Origin of the sequence: Micromonospora sp. NPDC005087 (genome assembly GCF_042872965.1) — a bacterium.
GTDB lineage: Bacteria > Actinomycetota > Actinomycetes > Mycobacteriales > Micromonosporaceae > Micromonospora.
Genome location: NZ_JBIALB010000007.1, coordinates 287,405 through 307,330, shown reverse-complemented (window position 1 = coordinate 307,330; position 19,926 = coordinate 287,405). Strand labels below are relative to the sequence as shown.

The window sequence follows — 19,926 nt, the reverse complement described above, 5'->3', positions numbered from 1 at the left end:
GAATGTGCCTACGGGATGCCGACGCGACGGACGGCACCCGGTTCGGGCAACGTACCCGCCATCCTGGTGCATTCCTGCTCGGGGCGATCCGTCGCCCGGTGGATGGGCGCGACCGGACTAATCACCCGATTACGCCGCCAGGTCGGCCCTGCCGCCCGATCGGCCGAGGGTGGTTCAGCCCAAAGGCCGAGTTTGTCGATCATGTCGGTGCCCGGGGTCGGATGTCCGTCCGTGTCGCGTGCCGTCCCGGCTGCGTGCGACGCCGGCTTCATCCGGTACGCGAGGTCCATTCCCCGGGCGGGTCGACGCGCCCCGGTCGTCCACCGGGAGGGCCCGGATCTGTGGCGAGCGCCACGTGATCACCGTGCGTGATCGGGGTTTCCGCCTGCCTAGCCTCGGTTGATGCGTGACGACGGCACCCTCGACGACCCGTACGCCCCGAGCAGGCCCACTGCCGATATGGAGGATGGCACCTCAGCCGAACGGACAACCGCCGCGAGCCGGATCCGGGCGTACGCCCGGGACCTGACGGATCGACGCCGGGCACAGGTGGCGCTCGCCACCGGCGTGGTCTGCTGCCTCGGCCTGGCCGCCGTCGCGCAGGTCCGCGACGAGAGCGCTGGCGCGGTGCGCTCCGATTCGCTCGCCGGAAGCTCGGAGCTGGTGCAGCGTGCCGAGCAGCAGCATGCCTCCCGTGGTCTCGACCGGGCCGCCGTCCCGGCCACGCCCACCGCCACCCCGTCCGCCGCCGACCCGGACACCACCCGGTCGGCGCGCAAGGCCGCCCCGGCGCGGCCGACCGACCCGGCCCCCGTCGCCGGGCTGGATGAGGACCAGATGGAGAACGCCGAGGCGATCGTCCGCACCGGCCGCAAGATGGGCGTGCCCCGCCGCGGCCTGGTGATCGCGGTGGCCACGGCCATGCAGGAGAGCAACCTGTACAACGTGGCCAGCGGCGTGCTGCCCGAGTCGCAGGACTATCCGCACCAGGGCGTCGGTTGGGACCACGATTCCGTCGGACTGTTCCAGCAGCGCTCCAGCAGCGGCTGGGGCCCGGTGAGCCGGCTGATGGACCCCGAGTTCGCCACCAGCCAGTTCCTCAGCGCGCTGGAGCAGGTGCCCGGCTGGCAGCAGATGCGGCTCACCGATGCCGCCCAGGCGGTGCAGGTCTCCGCGTATCCCGAGCACTACCAGCAGCACGAGTGGCGGGCCAACCGGGTCGTCGACGCGATCGTGCCGGCCGGGCGGTAACCTACCGGCCACTATGGACGGTTGGGGTTGAGCCTGTCGGGTCCCGGGTACATCCGTTGCGGGTTCGGGGTACACATGACAGCGGGATCACCGACAGGAGGACGTCATGTCACTGATGCAGCGGATCAGCATGTTCCTGAGATCACCCAAGGGGCAGCAGTTGGTCGACCGGGGTCGGCGCGAGCTGGCCAAGCCCAGCAACCAGCAGAAGCTCAAGGGGTTGGCGGCCCGGCTGTCCAACCGCCGCCGCTGACCGTTCCACCGGCCGTACCGACCCCTGGGGAGACCCGGTGACAGACACCCCACCCGTCGGCGGCCAGCCCGCCGCGCCCACCCCCCAACCGTCCGCCAACCTGCCGATGGACGCCCCCGAGGGGCCGCCTGCCCGGCTCTGGGACCGGATGCGCGCGGATCCGCAGTACGCCCCGGAGCACCTCGCCCTGGAGGCGGTGCGCCGGCTCGGGCCGGAGGCCGTCCAGTGGGCAGCCCGGGCCCGGGCTGATCAGGCTGGCGTCTCCGCCGACGTCCTTGCGGACCAGGCGGCCCGCAAGTTCCTCAATCTGGCCCGCCTCTCCGGGGCCGTCTCCGGCGCGGCCGGGCTGCCCGGCGCCGTGCTCGACGTGGGTGTGCTGGCCTGGACCCAGGCGCGGATGGTGCTGCACATCGCCGCCGCGTACGACGTCGACCCGTTGCACACCGACCGGGCCACAGACCTGCTGGTGCTCCAGCGGGTGCACAAGGTCGCCGAGAGTGCCCGACTGGCGCTCGGGGTGGCCGCCGGCCGGGAACGCGCCGACGCGCTCTTCGGCCTGGGCGGCCAGCGTCCACTCGGCCACGTCATGCTGCGACTCGGCGTGCGGCTGGCCCAGATGGCCGGCGTCCGGGCGGCCAAGCGGATGGTGGCCAAGATCGTGCCCGGCGCGGCGATCGTGCTCGGCACCTGGGCCAACTCGTCGGCCACCAGGGATCTCGCGGAGCGATCCCGTGCGCTCTACCGCCCGCGCGGTGCGAGCTTGCCGGAGCCCCGCCGCCCCTGACCCACCGCTCGCGGGCGCGTCCGGCCAGTCAGTCGGCCAGGCCCGAGGCGCGCCAGGTGACCTCGGCGAGCCGTCCCTGCCCGCCGGCGTTGGGGTGGAACCAGTCCAGCGGGTTCAGCAGGTCCAGGGTGAACCGGACCTTGTGCACCGCGCCGCCGTCGTGCCGGCAGCGCGACCCGTACGCCCGGCAGGCGGCCACCAGTTGGGCGTTGTAGGCGTCGATCCGCTCGCGGACGGCGGCCCGGCGGGCGCGGTCCGCGGGTGCCGTCGAGGTCGCGTCGGCCAGCAGAGCGGGGCAGACACCCCGCCGCCAGGCGCGCACCGCGCGCGGGTCGCCGTGCCCGACCTCCCAGAGCCGGTACAGGTCGGGAATGCTCACCACCAGCACCCGGGCCTTCGGTCGGCCGGTCCGCAGCACCCGCAGGCCCCGGTCGACGTCGGCCCGGAACTGCGCCACCGGTGTCATCGCGTCGATCCCACCCCGGCAGACGTCGTTGGTCCCGATCAACACGGCGACGTAGTCGGCGCGGTCGCGTACCGCAGCCTTCGCCTGGCCCTCCAGCGCGTCGGCGCGGGCCCCCGGCCGGGCGTGGTTGTACGTCCGGTCGCGGATCGCGGAGTCCTGGTCGAGCAGCCGCCGGTAGAGGCTGCGTACCCGCAGGCCGTCCCCGGTCGACCAGGAGTTGCACTCGCAGGAGGTGAGCACCAGGCAGGAGGCGAAGCCGGTGCTGATCGAGTCGCCGAGCGCGGCGATGCCACCGGGGCCACCGGGCTTCGGGGTGTCGTTGGTGGGGCGGGGGCTCGCCGAGGTGCCGCCCTCGCACGCCAGCGCGACCAGCGCCGCGAGACAGGCCAGCGCGGTGACCCAGCGTCGAGGCATGACATCCCCCGTCTTCACAGCACAGAGCGACAGAGCGGTAACTCTATGCGTAGGAAGCGGTTCATCGGGAAGTTGCTGTCGGGTATGCGGTAGAGCGGCGGCGCGACCGCCTGCGGCGTGCTAGGTGCATGCCGCCGGGGGCCGCCTTGCGGGACGGTTGGATGATCGCCACCCCGGCGTTGCGGGCCATGGGAAGAACGCCAGCCGGTTAACACAGGCGATCTGGGGTAGGTCGGGAGGTATGACGAGATCGCAGCCCCGGCGCGCCCGTGGCACGGTCGGCCACGCGTACAGCGCGCTGAACCTCCGGCTCACCCTCGCCGGCTTCGGACTGGTGATCATGGTGCTCTTCGCGGTGCTGGCGTTCTGGGCCGACCTCGCCTGGCTCGGCGTGCTCTGCGCGATCTTCGCCGTGGTCGCCGTGGTCGACCTGGTCGTGATCCAGCGCCGCCGCGCCGCCCGCCGCCGCGAGCAGCCGGGCGTCCGGCACTCACTGTTCGAGTGACAGGAGGACGAGATGCCCATCGCCACCACCAACCCGGCCACCGGACAGGTGCTCAAGACCTACGAAGCGATGTCCACCGAGCAGCTCGACGCCGCCATCGAACGCACCGACCTCGCGTACCAGCAGCTGCGCGAGACCACCGTCGACCAGCGTGCACGGTGGATGCACGCCGCGGCCGACCTGCTGGAGGCCGACCGGGACGAGATCGCCCGGATCATGACGACCGAGATGGGCAAGACGTACGTCGCGGCACAGGCCGAGGTGACCAAGTGCGCCTCGGCCTGCCGGTTCTACGCCGACCGGGCGCCCTCGTTCCTCGCCGACGAGCCGGCCGACGCCAAGGCGGTGACGGCGACCCGGGCGTTCATCCGCTACCAACCGATCGGCCCGGTGCTCGCCGTGATGCCGTGGAACTTCCCGCTCTGGCAGGTGATGCGCTTCGCCGCGCCGGCGCTGATGGCCGGCAACACCGGCCTGCTCAAGCACGCCTCGAACGTGCCGCAGACCGCGCTGCTGCTGGAGGACGTGTTCCGTCGGGCCGGCTTCCCGGAGGGCGCGTTCACCACCGTGCTCGTCGGCTCGGAGGCCGTCGACCGGATCCTCAGCGACCCCCGGGTACGCGCCGCCACGCTCACCGGTAGCGAGCGCGCCGGCCGGTCAATCGCCCAGGTCGCCGGCCGGGAGCTGAAGAAGACCGTGCTCGAACTCGGTGGCAGCGACCCGTTCGTGGTGATGCCCTCGGCCGACGTGGACCGGGCCGCCGAGGTGGCCACCACCGCCCGCTGCCAGAACAACGGCCAGTCCTGCATCGCGGCGAAGCGGTTCATCGTGCACACCGACGTCTTCGACGCCTTCGCCGAGAAGTTCGCCGCGAACATGGCCGCCTTGCGGGTCGGCGACCCCATGGACCAGGACACCGACGTGGGGCCGTTGGCCAGCCAGAGCGGTCGCGACGAGGTCCACGCTCAGGTACGCGACGCGGTGGACAACGGCGCGACCGTGCTCTGCGGCGGCGAGTTGCCGGCCGGTGACGGCTGGTTCTATCCGCCGACTGTGGTCACCGACCTCACTCCGGAGATGCGGATGTGGCGCGAGGAGGTCTTCGGCCCGGTCGCCGGCCTGTACCGGGTGTCGTCGTACGAGGAGGCGATCGAGGTGGCCAACGGCACCTCCTTCGGGCTCGGCTCGAACGCGTGGACCCGGGACGAGGCCGAGCAGGAACGCTTCGCCACCGACCTGGACGCCGGCAACGTCTTCATCAACGGCATGACCACCTCCTTCCCGGAGCTGCCGTTCGGTGGCGTGAAGAACTCGGGCTACGGCCGAGAGCTGTCCGCGCTGGGCATGCGGGAGTTCTGCAACACCAAGACGGTCTGGGTGGGACAGGGCGCGGCCTCGGCCGGCGCCGGCGCGCACGCCGAGTAGCCCGCGGTTCCTTGCAGGCATCAGCGGGGGCGGTCGCGGGTAGGAAGTGCCGGCATGACGCTGTTCGGATTTCACGCCTCGCACGAGCAGATCGGTCCGCGTGCCCTGTTGGAGGCGGTGCTGCACGCCGAACGGGCCGGCTTCGACGCCGCCATGTGCTCCGACCACTTCTCCCCGTGGAGCGCCCGGCAGGGCGAATCCGGCTTCGCCTGGTCCTGGCTGGGGGCCGCGTTGCAGGCCACCGGCATGTCGTTCGGTGTGGTCAACGCCCCCGGCCAGCGCTACCACCCGGCGATCATCGCGCAGGCGATCGGCACCCTCGGCGCGATGTACCCGGGTCGGTTCTGGGCCGCGCTGGGCACCGGTGAGGCCAGCAACGAGCACATCACCGGCGACCCGTGGCCGCGCAAGGACGTACGCGCGGCCCGGCTGCGCGAGTGCGTCGACGTGATCCGGGCGCTGCTGGCCGGCGAGGAGGTCAGCCACGACGGCCTGGTCCGGGTGGACCGGGCCCGGCTGTGGACCCGGCCCGAGCAGCCGCCCGCACTGGTCGGCGCCGCGGTCAGCGTGGCCACCGCCCGCTGGTGCGCCAAGTGGGCGGACGGTCTGATCACCGTGAACGCGCCGGTGGCGCACCTGCGCGAGATGATCGACGCGTACCGGGACGCCGGCGGGCGCGGCCCACTGCACCTGCAGGTGCACGTCAGCTGGGCGCCGGAGCAGGCGCAGTCCGAGGCGCTCGCGTACGACCAGTGGCGCAGCAACGTCTTCGCCCCGCCGGTCTGCTGGGACCTGGAGACCGTCGAGCACTTCGACGTGGTCTCGGCCGACCTGCCACCGCAACGGGTCGCGGAGGTCGTGAACGTCTCGGCCGACCTGGGCCGGCACGTGGGCTGGCTGGAGGAGTACGCGGAACTCGGGTTCGACCAGATCGCCCTGCACCACGTCGGGCAGGAGCAGCGCGGGTTCATCGACGCGTTCGGCGCCGAGGTGCTGCCGAAGTTGCGCCCGGCCGGCTGACCAGGGGTCCACTACCTGGGACCCCTAGGCTTCTGTCCCATGGAAAGCCTGTTTCCGGTCGTCGTGTTCCTGGCGATCGCCACCCTGGGCGCGGCGCTGGCCCGCCGGCTCGGCCTGCTCGCGCCGATCCTGCTGGTCGTACTCGGTCTGGCGCTCTCCTTCGTGCCGGGCCTTCCGCAGGTGCACCTTGACCCGGAGCTGGTGCTGGTCGGAATCCTGCCGCCGCTGCTCTACGTGGCAGCGCTGGAGACCTCGGTGCCGGCGTTCAAGAACAACATCCGGCCGATCCTGCTGCTCGCCGTCGGCCTGGTGCTGTTCACCGCGTTCGTGGTCGGCCTCGTGCTGCACCTGCTGCTGCCGCAGCTGCCGTTCGCGATCTGCCTGGCCCTCGGCGCGGTGGTCGCGCCCCCGGACGCGGTGGCCGCCACCGCGGTCGCCCGACGGGTCGGGCTGCCCCGCCGGGTGGTCACCATCCTGGAGGGGGAGAGCCTGATCAACGACGCGACGGCGCTGGTGCTGCTGCGGGTCGCGACGCTGGCGACCGCCGGTTCGGCGGTCGGCACCGCCGACGTCGCCATCGAGGTGCTGCGGTCCGCCGGCGGCGGCATCCTGATCGGTCTGCTCGGCGCGCTGGTCTTCGGCTTCCTGCACCGGCGTATCCACGACCCGCTGCTGGACAACGCGTTGTCGTTGATCATTCCATTCGCCGTGGTGTTCGGCGCCGAGGAGGTGCACGCCTCCGGCGTCGTCGCGGTGGTGGTCACCGGGCTGGTGCTCGGCCACAAGCTGCCCCGGTTGCTCTCGGCCGCCTCCCGGCTGCAGGTCGGCGCGTTCTGGCGGCTGGCCCGCTTCCTGCTGGAGGGGCTGGTCTTCCTGCTGGTCGGGCTCCAATTGCCGGACGTGCTGCGGGACCTCGACGAGCCGTTCGGCTCGCTCACCGCGATCACCCTCGCCGTGCTCGCCACGGTCTTTCTCACCCGGTTCGTCTGGCTCTTCCCGGCCACCTACCTGGCCCGGTTGGTGCCCCGGATCCGTCGCCGGGATCCGGCCCCGCCGCCGAAGTTCCCCATCATCATCGGCTGGGCCGGGATGCGCGGTGTGGTGACCCTGGCCGCCGCGCTGGCCCTGCCGCTGACCCTGGCCGACGACGAGCCCTACCCCCGGGCGTTGTTCATCTGGCTGGCCTTCGCGGTGATCGTGGTCACCCTGGTCGGCCAGGGAGCCACGCTGCCGGTCGTCGCCCGCCGGCTGAAGCTGCCGCAGGACGACCCGGTGCAGGACGCGCTGTCGGCCGCCGGGGTGCAGCAGCAGGCCAGCCGGGCAGCCCAGGACCGCCTCGACGAGTTGGCCGACGACGCGCCACCGGCGGTGGTGGACCGGCTGCGCCGGGCGCTGGACGACCGCACGAACATGGCCTGGGAACGGCTCGGTGGCTCCGAGCGGGAAACCCCCTCGCAGGCGTACGGTCGGCTGCGACAGGAGATGATCGACGCCGAGCGGGACGTCTTCCGGGCTGCCCGGGACGCCGGTCAGATACCTGAGGAGGTGCTGGTGCAGGCCTATCGTGACCTGGACCTGGAAGAGTCGTTGCTGCGGGAGGTCGAGAAATGAGCTGTCAGCACCTGACCGAGGCCGGAGCCGCCGAGGCGCGTACCGCCGACGAGTGCGCGGACTGCGTCGCCATCGGCGACACCTACTGGGTGCACCTGCGCACCTGCCTGAGCTGCGGGCAGGTCGGCTGCTGCGACTCGTCGCCGAACCAGCACGCGAGCAAGCACTTCGCGTCCACCGGTCACCCGGTGATCCGTTCGGCGCAGCCCGGCGAGGCCTGGCGCTGGTGCTACGTCGACGAGGAGATCGGCTGACCGGGCTCGCGGCGACGTGCCTCCACCCGAACGTCAGTCACGGGGTAGCGCACGCCGAGTGAGCGCAGGGCTGGCCAGGCCCACCACGGCGAAGAGCCCTCCGACGGCCAGCCAACCGGGCACGCCACCGTCGAGCACCACCAGCGTCAGCAGAGCCGGGGCGACGGCGCGGGCCAGACCGGCGAACATCCCGTCCGCCCCCTGGTAGGCGCCGATCGCGTCCGGCGGCGCCAGATCGTAGGTCAGTCCCGCCCCGGCGGCGCCGTGCCACAGGTCGCCGACGGTGTAGACGACGGTGGCGACCAGCAGGAGCGCGACCGCCGGCGCGGTGGGGAGGCCGGCGGTGGCGGCGTACAGCAGCATCGCCGTGGCCAGCACCAGGCCGGCTCGGCGCATTTTCCGGGCGGCCGGCGCGGCGGTGTCCGCGCCCCGACTGAGCCGCACCGCCAGCAGTACGGTGAGCACGGTGTTGGTCAGCAGCACCGCCGACACGATGGGCGGGGGCGCCCCGAGCAGGTTCACCGCCCAGAGCGGCACCACCAGCGTGAGCACCGTCTGATGGAGGGCGAGCACCGCCGACGCGCCGCTCACCGCGAGGAAGCGGCCGTCACGCAGCGGCCGCCCCCGGCGAAGGGCGGCGGCCGTCGACGGACGCGTGGGTGGTGCGAGGGCCGGCAGCCGCATCAGCAGGGCCGCCGACACCAGATAGGTGGTCGCGTTGCCGGCCACCAGGATCTGGTACGCCAGATGCGTGTCGGCGGCCAGCGCGAACCCGGCCAGCCCCGCCCCGACCGCGATGCCCAGGTTCGCCACCGCCCGCAGCGTGGCGAAGGCGTGCACCCGTCCCTGCGGGCCGGCGACGGCGGCCACCAGCGCGGCACGAACCGCCAGGTTGCCGGAGACCAGCAGCGCGTCCAGAGTCGCCACCAGCAGAAAGACTGGAAACGAGCCCACCAGCAGGTACGCGACGGCGACGGCGGCCTGCGCCAGTTGAAGGACCGCACGGAGGGTCCGTGGGTCGCGGCGGTCGGCCAGCCCGCCGAGCGGCACACTGGCGGTCAGCCCGACCAGGCCGGCCAGGGTGAGCCCGAGCCCCACCTGTGTCGGGGTCAGCCCGACGACGCGGGTGAGGTAGAGCGCCACACCGGTCAGCCAGAGCCCGGCACCGACCGTGTTGGCGAGGGTGGCCAGCGACAGGGTGCGCAGGTGGCCGGGTGGCGGCAACGGCGACAATGACCGCCATCGGCCACGAATCCCCGCCTGGGTACACACACAACGACCCTATGGCCGACGTATACGCATCGACGTCCCTCGTGGTGCGGTGCCCGTCACAGACCGACTCCGGCGCGTTCGTCGAATTCTGCGGTGGACAGGTCGACGTGGGACCAGTGCGGGCGGGCGCCCGGCATCGAGCCGGCGGGAGCCCGGGTGCCGCAGTCATGCCTGGTGTATGGAGTGTCTTCACGTGCGCCGGTGGTATTGGTTGCGGCGGGGGAGGCGGTCGGGATCGAGCCAGGCTGGTGGGACGAATTCCGGGTGGCCGTCGCCGCTCTGTCGGACGGTCCAGTCGTCGTGGTGGATGTGTCGGTGGTGGTGTGCGCAGAGCAGCACGGCGTTCGTCAGGCTTGTGTCGCCGCCGTCGGCCCAGTGTCGGATGTGGTGGGCGTCGCACCAGCGGGGTGGGCGGTCGCAGCCGGGGAAGGCGCAGCCGCGGTCTCGCAGGACCAGGGCGCGTCGGAGGGGCCCGGTGATGAGGCGGCGTTGTCGGCCGACGTCGAGGACCTGGCCGGTGCTGCCTAGAACGGCGGGCAGAATGGTGGCGTCGCAGGCGACACGGCGCACGGTTTCCGGGGTGAGTTCGAGGCCGGTGTCGAGAGTGCCGCCGTTGAGCTGACGGACGAGGCCGTCGAAACTGGTGGTGACGACGAGATGTGCGGGCTCGCCGCCATGTTCGGGTAACTGCCCGGAGCGCAGGGCGAGTCGGCAGAGGTCGGCGAGCGCGTCGTGGCGGCGTTGCCCGGGTGATCTCGGATCGTCCACACCCGACGGCGCCGTCAACGGCTCGATCGCGGCGCGCAGCAGGCCGGCCGCCTCGGCGTCCAGGGTGCCGCTCAGCCGCAGGCAGCCATCCCGCAGCCCGGACAAAGTGACATGACGGTCTCGACAGGCCCGGCGGGCATCGGCCTCAATCGTCGCCCGAGCCGCGGCTTCGGCGACCTCCGGCGCGACGTGATCGAGGACCCGGGTGCCCAGCTTGCGCAGCAGGGTCGGCTCGAACTGCCTGGCCCACTCAATCAACACCGCAACCGCCTTCTCGGCCACGTCGGCGCCGGCGGTCGTCTGCACGGTGCTGACCGTGTCGCCGATGACACGGGCCTGCCCCACATTGATATCGCCGCTGGCCAGAGCGGCCCGCACCTCGGGCACCCCCGGTGTCCAGAGCTGCAGCGAGGTCAACCAGCCGACGAGCGGCGGGGACGGTGAGCCGGAGCCGGTCACGCAACCACACCGACGTCGACGACGCGCCCTGCGTCGCGGCCGTGCCACGGCCGTCCAACTCTCGTACCGCGGTGAACTTCACCGCTGCCAGACGCTGTTCGAGGCGGTGTGCGGCATCGAGCGCCGCGATGAGGTCGTGCTCCGGCAGGGCCCACGTCGCCACGTCGACGCACACGGCGACTGCCGCCTCAGCCTGCGCCAACTCCTCAACCACGTCCAAATATTAGAACAGCCGTACGACAACTTCTGGTGCTCGGTGTCGGTGGAATTCGTCGGCATTCTGAGCGTGCTGAGTGCCTGCGGTCGGGGTCGTTGTGCGGTCGATTCAGCGCTCGACGCAGTCGACGAGGCGTTCGGTGGCGAGGCAGGAAACGAGGCAGCGCTCCTTGGCGTCGCCGCTCAGCCGGGCGGTCCAATCGGTGAAGCCGCCGTCGCCGACCTCCAGGCTGCCGCCCAGGACGGTGATCCGCAGTGCGCAACCCGTGTAGTAACCCCGGCCGCGCTCCCGCTCCGACTCGTCCACGAGCAGCACCGCGTTCTCACCAAGTGCCGGTCGGACGGTGTCGGCCAGTCGCTCGCCGATGATCCGGTCGTCGAAGACCGTGACATGCAGCTGTGGTGTTGCCGCTGGTGCCAGTTCGGCGAGGACGGTCCGCCAGTAGGTGAGGTGCCGGATCAGCAGCCGGGCCTCGGTGCCGCCCGAGCCAGCGTCCCGGGCACTGGACACCAGGGCGAAGAGTCGGAAGTGCGCCGACGCGCCGGTGCCGAAGTCCTGCGCCCGCAGCACCCGGTGGGCGGCGGCAAGGTGCACTTCGCTCTGCCGACGGCGACGCACAGCCGCCTCGATCGCGAGCGCGTTGGTGGGATCGCTCAGCACCTCGCTGGCACGCATCGTGGTGACGATCCTGTTCTGGCTGACCGGTGCGACCGTCGCGCAGGTGCCCACCGGTACGACCGGCGACAGCTCCACTCCAGAGACGTCGGCCGGTAGGAGTCGCCACATCCGCGCTTCGACCTGAGCGAGCGCGCGGGGGTCGGCGCCGGCCGGGCGGACGAAACGGTCCTCGCGCCAGCGGCGAACCAGATCGGGCGGGCGCATGGTGGCTGCGCGGTCGCGGGCCACGGTCAGCAGCAGGGTGCGTAGGTCCGCGCTGGGTAGGCCGGCGAGTGCGGCCCGTGTCCCCGCCGGCATCGCCGCCCACACCCGACGCTCCGCGCCGGCCAGTTCGCCGCCATCCATGGCCCTCACCATGGTCTACGGGGCCAGCCCGGTCCACCTGGTTTGTGAACGGCTGGCGGCCGCCCTTGCGGGAGGCCACCAGCCGTTCCGGTCAGGTCAGGGAGCAGGCAGCGCCGTTGACCGTGACCAGGCCCGGGTTGGGGTTGGCGCCGCCGGTGGTCGTCGCGTTGAAGCCGAACGTCACCGTGCCGCCGGGCCCGATCCGGGCGTTGTACGACTCGTTGCGGGCGGTCACCGTCGCCCCGGCCTGGGTGACCTTCGCCAGCCACGCCTCGCGCACCCGCTGGTCGCCGGTGAACGCGAACCGCATGGTCCAGCCGTTGACGGTGGTGGCGCCGGTATTGCGTACGGTCAGTTGTGCGGTGAACCCGCTGCCGCCGTGCCAGGCGCCGTAGTTGGTGTAGCGGATCGCGCAGGTGGTGGCCGGCACCGCGCCGGCGTCACCCTGGTCGGCCAGGAACGAGGCGATCCAGGCCAGCGCCGAGTTCCAGTTGATCGCCACCTCGTTGGTCGCGTACGAGTTGATGTCGTCGACATAGCAGAACATCGGCTTGCAGCCGGCGAGCAGTTGCGCCGCGAACGGGTCCTGGAGGGCAGCGTTCGCGCCACCGGCGAGGGAGCCGGCGGGCGGACGCGGCAGGTTCGGGTCGAGCTGGTGGCCGAAGATCCGGCTGTGCTGGTTCTCCGCCGCGTGCTCGCCCCACCCGGTGACGTACGAGATGTTCAGCGCGTTGCGCCCGAGCAGGTAGTCCATCGCCTGCACGGCGCCGTCCCGGTAGGTGGCGTCGCGGGTCAGGTCGAAGGCGGTGACCAGCACGACGGCGTTGTTGATGATGTTGCTGTTGGCGCCCCAGAAGTAGCTGCTCTCGTCCCCGGGCATCGGCAGCCCGTACGCCTGCCGGCGCAGCTCGGCGAGGTACGCGTCGGCGGCGCCGGTGACCGAGGCGCGGATCCGGGTCAGCTCGGCGGCGGGCAGCCCGTTCGGCACGGTGGCCAGGTCGAGGCGGCCGAGCGCGGCGGTGCCCTGCCAGCCGAATCCCTGTGGGGCGAACACGTCCCCGCTGTGGTGCGGCGAGGCGGTCAGGTCGGTCAAATAGGCCTGCCCACCGGTGGTCAGGTACAGCTCGACCGCGGCCCAGTAGAACTCATCGGTGACGTTGGTGTCGTCGTACGCGCCGCCGCCGGTGCTGTCGCTGGGGCTGGCGTACACCGCCGGGTGTGCCTTGGCGGCGGCGTAGGCGGTCGTCGCGGTAGTGCCGCAGCGGGCCGCGAACGCCGCGTCGTAGGGGGCGTAGAGCCGTGCGCACTGGGCGGCGGTGGCGGCCAGGTTGAGGGTGGCCGCGGTGGACGGCGGGTGCAGCTCGCGGGGCTGCGGGTCGTCGTGCGGGGCGAGCGGCAGGCCGGTCCAGTTCCGGTCGTGGATCTTGTGGTGGGCCATCCCGGCGAGCGGCTTGCCCGCCGGCACCTGCATGCGCAGCAGGAACTCCAGCTCCCAGCGGGCCTCGTCGAGGATGTCCGGCACGCCGTTGTCGTGCTCGGGCACCCGCAGCGTGCCGTCGGCGAGACCGACGCCGCCGGCCGCGGTGACCGCCGTCCTGGTCCGCTCGAAGGTGCTCAGCAGCTGGTAGGTGGCGATGCCGCCGTTGACCACGTACTTGCCGTGGTCGCCCGCGTCGTACCATCCGCCGCGCACGTCGAGGGAGTAGTCGCAGACGCCCGGCTGGCAGGGCACGGTGGTGTCGCCCTGGTTGGGCGCGACGCCGAGGTGGCCAGCGGGCCGGGTGTACTCGTCGCCGATCAGGTGGCCGTCGATGGCGATGCCGCTGCGTTGGGCGTAGAAGAACTGGAGCGAGTCGGCGCGCAGCCGGTCGTAGAGGGTGCCGGAGATGTCGAACGGGTGGCTGGTGTCACCGTCCACGGTGAGCGTCAGACCGCTGCCGGGTGTGCGGTAGCCGGAGAAGTCGGCCGTGTGCACGTTCTGCCCGGAGGCGGCGTCCACGCCGCGCGCGGTGGTGGTGCCGCTGGCCAGGACCGTGCCGGCGGCCGAGCGCAGCTGCCAGGGGAGCGGCTCGGTGGCCTCGGTGACCACGGTGGCGTTCTTCGGCCCGCCGGGCAGGTAGCCGACCTGGTTGACCCGTACCCGCGGCCCGGTGTCCGGCTCGTACGGCTCGGGCGGCTCACCGCCGCGCAGTGAGACGTCGTCCAGGCAGACGGTCTGCGTCTCGGCGGCGCCACCGACCTGGAAGATCAGCTGGGCGCCCGGGTTGTCGTCCGGGACGGTGAAGGTCTGCTCGACCCGCTGGGCGGTGCCCGTGGCGGTGGCGTCCACGGCGGCGTACGTGGTGTACGGGGCGCTGCCGAGCTGGAGGACGGCCTTGACCGCGGCGCCGGGGGTGGCGGACACGGTGAAGCCGAGGGTGTATTCGGCGCCGGCGATCAGCGGTACGCCGTCCTGGCCGATGCCGGCGTCCCACGGGTTGGCCAGTCCGCCGGGAACGGTGGTGCAGAGCCGGCCGTCGGTCACCGCGAGCGCGCCGGTGCCGTAGGAGAACCAGGGGCTCACGCCGGCGCTGAAGTCGCCGTTGTCGATCTGTTCGGGGGCGTCCGGCGGCGGGTCGGCGTGGGCCGCGCCGGCGCCCGCGCCGGTGAGGGCCAGGGTGGTCGCCGCGGCCAGTAGGAGGCGGCGTCGGGATGGCGTCACGGGGAGTCCTTCCGGGACGGGATGCGGGGCGGTGGTGGTGAAATCTGGGAGCGCTCCCAACTCTCGGCTCGATGTTTCCAGCGTCCGTGCGCCGTGTCAATCGATCTGACTGGATGGGTTGTGGCGTACGACGAGGGCGGCCAGCCCGGCCGGGTCCGCCATGACGCGCCAGGGCGGACACGTGAGATTGGCCGCGCCACGCGCCGTCGTCCTGATCTCCTAGAGACAACTGCGCCCTTCGCCTGGCAGGCTGCCTCCCATGACCCTGAAGCTGCGTTCCGTGGGAACGAGCGACCGTGGGCTGATCCGCAGCGGAAACCAGGACGCCCTGCACGCCGGGACCTGGCTCGTCGCCGTCGCCGACGGCATGGGCGGAATGGCGGCCGGCGACCTGGCCAGCGCGCTCACCATCGACGCGGTCGCTCCTCTGGACGTGGAGACCCCCGAGGACGCCCTGGTGGCCGCGCTCCAGGGTGGCATCGCGCTGGCCACCACCCGGATCCGGCAGGCGGTCGCCGAAGACCCGGAGCGCCAGGGCATGGGCACCACCCTGACCGCCCTGCTCTTCGCCCGCACCGGCAGCTGCCTCGCCCTCGCGCACGTCGGTGACTCGCGGGCCTATCTCCTCCGCGAGGGAGTGCTCAAGCAGGTCACCCGGGACGACACGTTCGTCCAGATGCTGGTGGACCAGGGCGTGATCACCGCGGACCAGGCCAGCAGCCACCCGCGCCGGGCGGTGGTCACCCAGGCGTTGCAGGGCGACGACGTCTCCCCGTCGTACGCGACGATGGTGCCCCGGGTCGGCGACCGGTGGCTGCTGTGCAGCGACGGGCTGTCCAACGTGGTCCGCTCGGACACCCTCGTCGAGGTGCTCACCGGCTACCCGGACCGGGCCGCCTGCGCCGGCAAGCTGATCGACCTGGCACTGCACGCCGGCGGGCCGGACAACGTCACCGTCGTGGTGGCCGACGTGGTGGAGGAGTAACCGGCCTCAACGCCGGCGCGGTGTGGCGCGCCGGGTGGGCGTCGCGGTCGTCGGATCCTCCGGCCACGGGTGCCGGGGATAGCGGCCGCGCAGCTCGCCGCGCACCTGCGGATAGCCGGTGCGCCAGAACGACGCCAGGTCGGCGGTGACCGCCACCGGCCGGCCGGCGGGGGAGAGCAGGTGCAGCAGCACGGGCACCCGGCCGCCGCCGATGCGCGGGGCCACCGGCCAGCCGAACGTCTCCTGCAGCTTCACCGCCAGCACCGGCGCCGCCGGGTCGCTGTAGTCGAGCCGGATCCGGGAACCACTCGGCACGGCGATCCGTTCCGGGGCCAGTTCGTCCAGCTGGGCGGCCTGTGCCCACGGCAGCAGCCGGCGCAGCGCCGAGGCCACGTCCACCCGGGCAAGGTCGGCGCGGCGCCGGGCGGCGGAGAGCTCCGGGCCCAGCCAGGTCGGCGCGGCGGCGAGCAACGCCTCGTCGCTGACGTCCGGCCACGGTGCGCCGAGGTGGTGCCGGGTGAACGCCAGCCGCTCGCGCAGCGCCCGGGCCGCCGGCGTCCAGGACAGCAGCCCCAGCCCGTCCTGGCGCAGGCCGGTCAGCAGCGCCGCCGCCACCTCCGCCCGGTCCGGACGATCCAGCCGGCGCTCCTGGAGCAGGATCGCCCCCAGCCGGGTCACCTCCCGGGCCACCACGTCCCCCTCGGACCAGCCGACCTCCCGGCGCGTGGACAGCAGCGGGCCGGCCGCCTCCCGGGCCGTCGCCTCGTCCAGCGGCGTGGCCCGGCGGATCCGCGCCGAGGGCGCGCCGGGGGTGCGGTCCGCGACGGCCACCGCCAGCCAGTCCGACCCGGTCAGCCCCGATCCCACCGCCAGCTCCGCGGCGGTCCCACCGGTCATCAGGTACGCCGAACCGCCCGACCGCCGCGCCCGGGCCAACCGCTCCGGGTACGCCAACCCGACCAGCAGCCCGGCGGCCAGGTCGTCAGTGAGCCCACCGGCGTCGGCGCGTCCGTTGGCCCCCGGGCCGACCGTCCGGCCGGGCTTACCGGCGGCGGCGCGGCCCTGCGGCGGGGAGCCGGCGGGCAGGGCACCTCGCAGGCGGCGCACCTCGGCCCGCCAGCGGGCGGTCGCGCCCGCGTCCGCCCCGGCGCGCAGCCGACGCCAGCCGGCGACCAGATCGTCGCCCGGGCCGGCCGCGCTCTCCTCGGCGAGCAGGGCCACCACCTCGGCCGCGCGGTCGGCGCCGACCCGGCCGGCGCCGTCGAGCAGCGCCCGGGCGAGCCGTGGGTGCGCACCGGCGGCGGCGATGGCCCGTCCCCGCCCGGTGATCCGGCCGTCCGCGTCGACCGCGCCCAGGGTGACCAGCGTGTCCCGGGCCACCGACAGCGCCGCCGGCGGCGGCGGATCGGGCAGTGCGAGCCCGACGCCGTCCGGCCGTCCCCAGGCGGCCAGCTCCAGCGCGAAGCCGGTCAGGTCGGCGGTGGCGATCTCCGGCTCCGGCCGGGCGGGCAGCCGCTCGTGGGTCGCCGCGGACCAGCAGCGGTAGACGGCCCCGGGGGCCTCCCGGCCGGCCCGGCCGGCCCGCTGGGTGGCGGCGGCCCGGGAGACCGGCACGGTGATCAACGCGCCGAGCCCACGGGCCAGGTCGGTGCGGGGCACCCGGGACAGCCCGGCGTCCACCACCACCCGCACGCCCGGCACGGTCAGGCTGGTCTCGGCCAACGCGGTGGCCAGCACCACCCGGCGTCGATCAGCCGGGCGCAGGGCCGCGTCCTGCTCGCTGCCGCGCTGTCGGCCGTGCAGCGGCAGCAGCGCGACGGTGTCCCGCAGGTCGGCCAGTCGGCCGGTGACCGCCGCGATCTCGCCGGCCCCGGGCAGAAAGACCAGCACGTCGCCGTCGCGCTCGCGCAGCGCCCGTCGGACGGTGGCCGCCACATGGTCGAGCAGGGCCCGGTCCACCGGCCCGCCCCCGGGCGGGGCGATCGGCCGTGCCGGCGGTGCCCAGATCCGCTGCACCGGGTGCAGCGCCGACTCGGCCCGGACGACCGGGGCCGGATCGGGTCCGCCGAGCAGCGCGGCGAACCGGTCCGTGTCCGGGGTGGCGGACATTGCCAGCAGCCACAGGTCCGGCCGGAGGGTGGCCCGGGCCTCCACCGCGAAGGCCAGCGCGAGGTCGGCGTCGAGTTGCCGCTCGTGGCACTCGTCGAGCAGCACGGCGCCCGTGCCGGGCAGCTCCGGGTCGTGGTGCAGCCGGCGGACCAGCAGGCCGGTGGTGACCACCTCCACCCGGGTGGCACGGCTGACCTGGCGCTCGCCGCGTACCGCGTAGCCGACCCGGTCGCCCACCCGCTCGCCGAGCAGCTCGGCCATCCGGCGGGCGGCGGCCCGCGCGGCCACCCGGCGGGGTTGCGCGATCACGACCCGCCCGCTGACCCGGTCGGCCACGGCCAGCGGGGCGAGGGTCGTCTTACCGGTGCCCGGTGGGGCCACCAGGACACCGGCGCCGGCCGCGTCGAGTGCCGCGACCAGCGCCGGCAGCACCGGGCGTACCGGCAGGTCCAGGGTTACGTCGGAGAGCACGGCCCAGTCTCGCACCGGCCCCGGCGGCTCAGCTGCGGCGGACCTCGCCGACGCCGTGCAGGAACGCGCGCCAGGCCGGCGCGTCGAAGGTGAGCACCGGGCCGGGCCGGTCCTTGCTGTCCCGGACGGCGACCTGACCGTCGGCTGTCGCGACCTCCACGCAGTTGCCGTTGCCGCTGCTGCGCGTGCTGGTCCGCCAGTCCGCCCGGGTCAGGTCGTGCGCCGTCATCCGCGATACCTCTCGTCTGCGTCGGCGTGCCGCAGACGCGGTCACGCAAAGTTACGAGAAGCCTGCTCAAGACGGGTCAGCGACGCCGCCGGATCGAGCGCCAAGCGGCACAGCTCCTCATGCAGCAGGCTATACCCGAGCACCTGGTCGGCATCCTCCAGCGCCAGGCCCATCGTGAGGTTATCCAGGTAAACTACGGACGCGTCGGCGGCGTCGGCGAAGTTGAGGATCACGTACGGGGTGCTCATCGCGGGATGCCCGCCGGCCGCGAATGGAAGTACCTGGATTGTCACGTTCGGTAGTTGCGCGATCCGGGTCATGTGGACCACCTGTTCGGCCATCACGGCGTTGCCGCCGACCGGGCGCAGGAGCACCGCCTCATTGAGCACCACCGACAACTGGACCGGGTCGTCGCGGCGCAGCACCTCCTGCCGGTGCAGCCGTGCCGCCACCTTGCGCTCCACGCCGTCCTCGCCCGCGGTGCGCCGGTAGATCTCCCGGGCGTACGCCTCGGTCTGCAACAGCCCCGGCACGGACTCGGCCTCGTACGTGCGCAGCGCCGCCGCCTCGGCCTCCAGCCCGACGTAGAACTCGAACCACTCGGGCAGCACGTCGCTGTAGTTCTGCCACCAGCCCCGCTGCTGTGCGCTCCGGGCGATCTCGATCAGCGCCTCGGCGTCGGCTCCGGTCACCTGGTAGAGCGCGAGCGCCGCTCGGACGTCGCGCGGCTTGATGCCGATCTGCGCGGTCTCGATCCGGGAGAGGTTGCTCTTGGACATGTCGAGCTGGCGGGCCGCCACATCGAGGGTCATGCCCGCGCGTTCGCGGAGCTGGCGCAGCTCCCGGGCGATGCGTCGACGGCGCACGGTCGGGCTGGCGGCGAGTGGGACGGCGGGGGTGGCGGTCACCCTCCGAGTCTGTCACGACAAGATCCGCAGGTCGGACCTGCACGGAGTGCAACTTTCAAATCTGGGAGTTGCATTGCGGTAGCTGTCGGTGCATCCTTTGCCGGTCGCGATCACTGTGGACACACCCGTGCGGGAGGACCGTTTGCTCATCGCCGACGAGTTTTTCCTGATCGCTCACAACGACAGTCGCGGCAAGGCAAAACTCCACCCGGCCGCGACCGGGCTCGGCCTGGCCGGCGGGCTGCTCGGCGAGCTGATCCTGTATGGACACATCACCGTCTCCGGCGGGCACGTCACCGTCATCGACCGGCGCCCGCCGGGCGACGCGCTGGCGCACACCGTGCTCGACCAGTTGATCGGCGAGTCCCAGCACCAGGCGGTGCGTACCTGGCTCAGCTTCCTGGCGCAGAGCGCGACGACCTCGGTGGGGGAGCGGCTGGCCCGGGCCGGCATGCTGCGCCGCCAGGAGAGCCGCCGGCTGCTGCGCACCTCGGTCAGCTACCTGCCGGTCGACCTCAACGCGGTGGCCTGGCCGGCCACCCGGCTGCGGGCCCTGCTGGACCGGCCGGACCCGCCGAGCGTGCCGGACGCCCTGCTGCTCGGCCTGGTGGTGGCCGCCGGGCTGACCCGTGAGGTGCTGTGGAGCGCCGGCCCCCGTGCCCACCACCGGCTGAACGTCCTCCTCCCCGCGCTGCCGGCGCCCCTGAAGGAACTCGTCGGGCACACCGAGGCCGCGGTCGGCGCCGCCGTGCTTCGTGGCGTCCCATGATTCCCCGGTAACCCCCACCCTCCCCTCGACAA

At 73.1% G+C, this 19,926-nt stretch carries 17 protein-coding genes and 1 pseudogene; 10 read left to right on the top strand and 8 right to left on the bottom strand.

The genetic code is table 11. The annotated features are described in order from the left end of the window. Positions 1–402 precede the first annotated feature (402 nt). The 3 genes from ACFYPS_RS19195 (at position 403) to ACFYPS_RS19185 (ending at position 2,288) form a co-directional block, all read left to right on the top strand. Entirely contained in the window at positions 403–1,251 is an 849-nt protein-coding gene (locus ACFYPS_RS19195; protein ID WP_354964075.1) for a peptidase M23, read from the top strand. A gap of 106 nt (positions 1,252–1,357) precedes the next feature. After that, complete coding sequence (locus ACFYPS_RS19190; protein WP_354964076.1) at positions 1,358–1,504, top strand: hypothetical protein; 147 nt, start codon at positions 1,358–1,360, stop codon at positions 1,502–1,504. Between the two features lie 37 nt (positions 1,505–1,541). Next, on the top strand, positions 1,542–2,288 hold the full coding sequence (locus ACFYPS_RS19185) for an EcsC family protein (RefSeq protein ID WP_354964077.1): 747 nt from the start codon (positions 1,542–1,544) through the stop codon (positions 2,286–2,288). A 28-nt stretch (positions 2,289–2,316) separates the two neighbouring features. Here ACFYPS_RS19185 and ACFYPS_RS19180 read toward each other — a convergent pair whose 3' ends face one another. Beyond that, positions 2,317–3,168: a GDSL-type esterase/lipase family protein gene (locus ACFYPS_RS19180; RefSeq protein WP_387325851.1), complete on the bottom strand. Its 852-nt coding sequence runs from the start codon at positions 3,166–3,168 to the stop codon at positions 2,317–2,319. A gap of 241 nt (positions 3,169–3,409) precedes the next feature. Between ACFYPS_RS19180 and ACFYPS_RS19175 the strand changes: the two genes are divergently transcribed. The 5 genes from ACFYPS_RS19175 to ACFYPS_RS19155 are packed head-to-tail and all read left to right on the top strand — an operon-like array spanning position 3,410 to position 7,983. Next, positions 3,410–3,673 carry a DUF6343 family protein gene (locus tag ACFYPS_RS19175; RefSeq protein ID WP_089016751.1) on the top strand — a complete coding sequence of 88 codons (264 nt, stop codon included), beginning with the start codon at positions 3,410–3,412 and terminating at the stop codon, positions 3,671–3,673. A 12-nt stretch (positions 3,674–3,685) separates the two neighbouring features. Continuing rightward, the gene (locus tag ACFYPS_RS19170) at positions 3,686–5,098 is read left to right on the top strand and encodes an NADP-dependent succinic semialdehyde dehydrogenase (protein WP_354964079.1); all 1,413 of its coding nucleotides are present in this window, start codon (positions 3,686–3,688) and stop codon (positions 5,096–5,098) included. A gap of 54 nt (positions 5,099–5,152) precedes the next feature. Continuing rightward, positions 5,153–6,118, top strand: coding sequence for a TIGR03885 family FMN-dependent LLM class oxidoreductase (locus ACFYPS_RS19165; RefSeq protein ID WP_354964080.1), 966 nt, complete (start codon positions 5,153–5,155; stop codon positions 6,116–6,118). A 39-nt stretch (positions 6,119–6,157) separates the two neighbouring features. Continuing rightward, positions 6,158–7,729 (top strand): Na+/H+ antiporter, encoded by a 1,572-nt coding sequence (locus tag ACFYPS_RS19160; protein WP_387325847.1) that lies wholly within the window; start codon positions 6,158–6,160, stop codon positions 7,727–7,729. Continuing rightward, positions 7,726–7,983, top strand: a complete 258-nt coding sequence (locus ACFYPS_RS19155) for a UBP-type zinc finger domain-containing protein (RefSeq protein WP_354964082.1) — start codon at positions 7,726–7,728, stop codon at positions 7,981–7,983. The genes ACFYPS_RS19160 and ACFYPS_RS19155 overlap by 4 nt, the downstream gene beginning before the upstream one ends. A 33-nt stretch (positions 7,984–8,016) precedes the next feature. Here the strand turns inward: ACFYPS_RS19155 and ACFYPS_RS19150 are convergent, their stop codons facing one another. From ACFYPS_RS19150 to ACFYPS_RS19135, 4 genes and pseudogenes are all read right to left on the bottom strand, one after another. Further along, complete coding sequence (locus tag ACFYPS_RS19150; RefSeq protein WP_387325844.1) at positions 8,017–9,255, bottom strand: MFS transporter; 1,239 nt, start codon at positions 9,253–9,255, stop codon at positions 8,017–8,019. Between the two features lie 189 nt (positions 9,256–9,444). Further along, positions 9,445–10,696, bottom strand: a pseudogene (locus tag ACFYPS_RS19145) (DUF222 domain-containing protein). 111 nt (positions 10,697–10,807) lie between these two features. Further along, positions 10,808–11,722, bottom strand: a complete 915-nt coding sequence (locus ACFYPS_RS19140) for a hypothetical protein (protein WP_354964084.1) — start codon at positions 11,720–11,722, stop codon at positions 10,808–10,810. Positions 11,723–11,813: 91 nt separating this feature from the next. Then, positions 11,814–14,423, bottom strand: a complete 2,610-nt coding sequence (locus tag ACFYPS_RS19135) for a glycoside hydrolase family 9 protein (protein ID WP_387325841.1) — start codon at positions 14,421–14,423, stop codon at positions 11,814–11,816. Positions 14,424–14,682: 259 nt separating this feature from the next. On the opposite strand from ACFYPS_RS19135, the gene ACFYPS_RS19130 reads away from it, so the two are divergent. Beyond that, positions 14,683–15,408 (top strand): protein phosphatase 2C domain-containing protein, encoded by a 726-nt coding sequence (locus tag ACFYPS_RS19130; RefSeq protein ID WP_354964086.1) that lies wholly within the window; start codon positions 14,683–14,685, stop codon positions 15,406–15,408. Positions 15,409–15,414: 6 nt separating this feature from the next. On the opposite strand, the gene hrpB is transcribed toward ACFYPS_RS19130, so the two are convergent. From hrpB to ACFYPS_RS19115, 3 genes are read right to left on the bottom strand one after another with little or no spacing between them, the layout of a single operon-like run. After that, a complete protein-coding gene (gene hrpB / locus ACFYPS_RS19125; RefSeq protein ID WP_354964087.1) occupies positions 15,415–17,988 on the bottom strand; it encodes an ATP-dependent helicase HrpB in 2,574 nt (857 codons plus the stop codon). A gap of 28 nt (positions 17,989–18,016) precedes the next feature. Beyond that, entirely contained in the window at positions 18,017–18,217 is a 201-nt protein-coding gene (locus ACFYPS_RS19120; RefSeq protein ID WP_387325837.1) for a DUF397 domain-containing protein, read from the bottom strand. A 41-nt stretch (positions 18,218–18,258) separates the two neighbouring features. Then, the gene (locus tag ACFYPS_RS19115; protein ID WP_354964330.1) at positions 18,259–19,083 is read right to left on the bottom strand and encodes a helix-turn-helix transcriptional regulator; all 825 of its coding nucleotides are present in this window, start codon (positions 19,081–19,083) and stop codon (positions 18,259–18,261) included. Between the two features lie 169 nt (positions 19,084–19,252). Here ACFYPS_RS19115 and ACFYPS_RS19110 point away from each other — a divergent pair, with 169 nt between their 5' ends. Beyond that, positions 19,253–19,894 (top strand): GPP34 family phosphoprotein, encoded by a 642-nt coding sequence (locus tag ACFYPS_RS19110; protein WP_354964089.1) that lies wholly within the window; start codon positions 19,253–19,255, stop codon positions 19,892–19,894. The last annotated feature ends 32 nt before the right edge of the window (positions 19,895–19,926 follow it).

What these genes read in the sequence shown, in the direction of transcription:
- ACFYPS_RS19195 (WP_354964075.1), top strand. Translation starts at nt 403, where the DNA reads ATGCGTGACGACGGCACCCTCGACGACCCGTACGCCCCGAGCAGGCCC.
- ACFYPS_RS19190 (WP_354964076.1), top strand. Translation starts at nt 1,358, where the DNA reads ATGTCACTGATGCAGCGGATCAGCATGTTCCTGAGATCACCCAAGGGG.
- ACFYPS_RS19180 (WP_387325851.1), bottom strand. Translation starts at nt 3,168, where the DNA reads ATGCCTCGACGCTGGGTCACCGCGCTGGCCTGTCTCGCGGCGCTGGTC.
- ACFYPS_RS19175 (WP_089016751.1), top strand. Translation starts at nt 3,410, where the DNA reads ATGACGAGATCGCAGCCCCGGCGCGCCCGTGGCACGGTCGGCCACGCG.
- ACFYPS_RS19170 (WP_354964079.1), top strand. Translation starts at nt 3,686, where the DNA reads ATGCCCATCGCCACCACCAACCCGGCCACCGGACAGGTGCTCAAGACC.
- ACFYPS_RS19165 (WP_354964080.1), top strand. Translation starts at nt 5,153, where the DNA reads ATGACGCTGTTCGGATTTCACGCCTCGCACGAGCAGATCGGTCCGCGT.
- ACFYPS_RS19160 (WP_387325847.1), top strand. Translation starts at nt 6,158, where the DNA reads ATGGAAAGCCTGTTTCCGGTCGTCGTGTTCCTGGCGATCGCCACCCTG.
- ACFYPS_RS19155 (WP_354964082.1), top strand. Translation starts at nt 7,726, where the DNA reads ATGAGCTGTCAGCACCTGACCGAGGCCGGAGCCGCCGAGGCGCGTACC.
- ACFYPS_RS19140 (WP_354964084.1), bottom strand. Translation starts at nt 11,722, where the DNA reads ATGGATGGCGGCGAACTGGCCGGCGCGGAGCGTCGGGTGTGGGCGGCG.
- ACFYPS_RS19130 (WP_354964086.1), top strand. Translation starts at nt 14,683, where the DNA reads ATGACCCTGAAGCTGCGTTCCGTGGGAACGAGCGACCGTGGGCTGATC.
- ACFYPS_RS19120 (WP_387325837.1), bottom strand. Translation starts at nt 18,217, where the DNA reads ATGACGGCGCACGACCTGACCCGGGCGGACTGGCGGACCAGCACGCGC.